This window comes from Candidatus Methylobacter oryzae (assembly GCF_003994235.2).
In the GTDB taxonomy this organism is placed as follows: domain Bacteria; phylum Pseudomonadota; class Gammaproteobacteria; order Methylococcales; family Methylomonadaceae; genus Methylobacter_A; species Methylobacter_A oryzae.
The window spans coordinates 1-2,812 of record NZ_RYFG02000041.1 but is presented as its reverse complement, the minus strand read 5'-3'; the positions used below and the strand labels follow the sequence as shown (position 1 = coordinate 2,812).

Below are 2,812 nucleotides of genomic sequence, written 5' to 3'. Positions count from 1 at the left end.
CTGAACATGGGGGGACCATCCTCCAAGGCTAAATACTCCTTACTGACCGATAGTGAACCAGTACCGTGAGGGAAAGGCGAAAAGAACCCCGGAGAGGGGAGTGAAATAGAACCTGAAACCGTATGCGTACAAGCAGTAGGAGCGGACTTGTTCCGTGACTGCGTACCTTTTGTATAATGGGTCAGCGAGTTAATCTCAGTGGCAAGCTTAACCGAATAGGGGAGGCGTAGCGAAAGCGAGTCTTAATAGGGCGTTTAGTCGCTGGGATTAGACCCGAAACCGGGCGATCTATCCATGACCAGGCTGAAGGTGGGGTAATACTCACTGGAGGGCCGAACCCACGTATGTTGAAAAATCCGGGGATGAGTTGTGGATCGGAGTGAAAGGCTAATCAAGCTCGGAGATAGCTGGTTCTCCTCGAAAGCTATTTAGGTAGCGCCTCGTGTATAACTGTTGGGGGTAGAGCACTGTTTCGGCTAGGGGGTCATCTCGACTTACCAACCCGATGCAAACTCCGAATACCAACAAGTTTCAGCACGGGAGACACACGGCGGGTGATAAGGTCCGTCGTGAAAAGGGAAACAGCCCAGACCGTCAGCTAAGGTCCCCAAATCTATGCTCAGTGGGAAACGATGTGAGAAGGCACAGACAGCCAGGAGGTTGGCTTAGAAGCAGCCACCCTTTAAAGAAAGCGTAATAGCTCACTGGTCGAGTCGGCTTGCGCGGAAGATTTACCGGGGCTAAGCATAGTACCGAAGCTACGGGTTCATCGTAAGATGAGCGGTAGAGGAGCGTTCTGTACGCCTGCGAAGGTGAACTGAGAAGTTTGCTGGAGGTATCAGAAGTGCGAATGCTGACATGAGTAACGATAATCAGGGTGAAAAACCCTGACGCCGAAAATCCAAGGTTTCCTGCGCAACGCTAATCGACGCAGGGTTAGTCGGTACCTAAGGCGAGGCCGAAAGGCGTAGTCGATGGAAAACAGGTTAATATTCCTGTACTGGTGGTAACTGCGATGGGGTGACGGAGAAGGCTAGGTCAGCTACCTGTTGGAATAGGTAGTTTAAGCGTGTAGGGAGAGTTCTTAGGCAAATCCGGGAACTTATATCCTGAGACGTGATGACGAGTTGTTCCTCGGAACGACGAAGTGATTGATGCCATGCTTCCAAGAAAAACCTCTAAGCTTCAGGTTACCAGTAGCCGTACCCCAAACCGACACAGGTGGATGGGATGAGAATTCTAAGGCGCTTGAGAGAACTCGGCTGAAGGAACTAGGCAAAATGATACCGTAACTTCGGGAGAAGGTATGCCTCAAGTAAGTGTAAGCCCTCGCGGCTGAAGCTGAAAAAGGTTGCAATAAAATGGTGGCTGCGACTGTTTAGCAAAAACATAGCACTCTGCAAACACGAAAGTGGACGTATAGGGTGTGACGCCTGCCCGGTGCTGGAAGGTTAATTGATGGGGTTAGCGTAAGCGAAGCTCTTGATCGAAGCCCCAGTAAACGGCGGCCGTAACTATAACGGTCCTAAGGTAGCGAAATTCCTTGTCGGGTAAGTTCCGACCTGCACGAATGGCGTAACGATGGCCACACTGTCTCCAGCCGAGACTCAGTGAAATTGAAATCGCTGTGAAGATGCAGTGTACCCGCGGCTAGACGGAAAGACCCCGTGAACCTTTACTATAGCTTTGCACTGGACTTTGAACCTATTTGTGTAGGATAGGTGGGAGGCTGTGAAGCAGGAACGCCAGTTCTTGTGGAGCCATCCTTGAAATACCACCCTGGTATGTTCGGAGTTCTAACCTAGGTCCGTGATCCGGATTGGGGACAGTGTATGGTGGGTAGTTTGACTGGGGCGGTCTCCTCCCAAAGCGTAACGGAGGAGCACGAAGGTACCCTCAGGCTGGTCGGAAATCAGCCTTTTGAGTGCAATGGCATAAGGGTGCTTGACTGCGAGACAGACAAGTCGAGCAGGTACGAAAGTAGGTCATAGTGATCCGGTGGTTCTGTATGGAAGGGCCATCGCTCAACGGATAAAAGGTACTCCGGGGATAACAGGCTGATACCGCCCAAGAGTTCATATCGACGGCGGTGTTTGGCACCTCGATGTCGGCTCATCACATCCTGGGGCTGAAGCAGGTCCCAAGGGTATGGCTGTTCGCCATTTAAAGTGGTACGCGAGCTGGGTTCAGAACGTCGTGAGACAGTTCGGTCCCTATCTGCCGTGGGCGTTTGAGATTTGAGGGAAGCTGCTCCTAGTACGAGAGGACCGGAGTGGACGAACCTCTGGTGTTCCGGTTGTCACGCCAGTGGCATTGCCGGGTAGCTATGTTCGGACAGGATAACCGCTGAAAGCATCTAAGCGGGAAGCCCCTCCCAAGATGAGATCTCACTGGGACTTAAAGTCCCCTGAAGGGCCGTTGGAGACGACGACGTTGATAGGCACGGTGTGGAAGTCCAGTAATGGGCGTAGCTAACGTGTACTAATTGCCCGTGAGGCTTGACCATATAACACCCAATCAGTTTGATGCGGGTGACAGCTTGAATCGCAACAAAGCAAGGCATGACCGCGAGGTTACAGATTTCCAACCCTTAGCCTAGGCTGAGGGAAGAGCGTCGAGAACAACGCGACAGCGCCTCGACACACCAGTTTGCTTGGTGACCATAGCGAACGTGAACCACCCGATCCCATCCCGAACTCGGAAGTGAAACCGTTTAGCGCCGATGATAGTGTGGCCGTTTGCCATGCGAAAGTAGGGAATTGCCAAGCGCCTAAAACCAAAAACCCAAGCTTAATCGCTTGGGTTTTTTTTT

Annotated in this window: 2 rRNA genes; both read left to right on the top strand. The window is 51.9% G+C overall.

The features are described from left to right. Positions 1 to 2,506 (top strand): 23S ribosomal RNA (locus EKO24_RS06295); the annotation flags it as partial. Positions 2,507 to 2,652: 146 nt separating this feature from the next. Further along, positions 2,653 to 2,768 (top strand): 5S ribosomal RNA (gene rrf, locus EKO24_RS06290). Positions 2,769 to 2,812 lie beyond the last annotated feature (44 nt).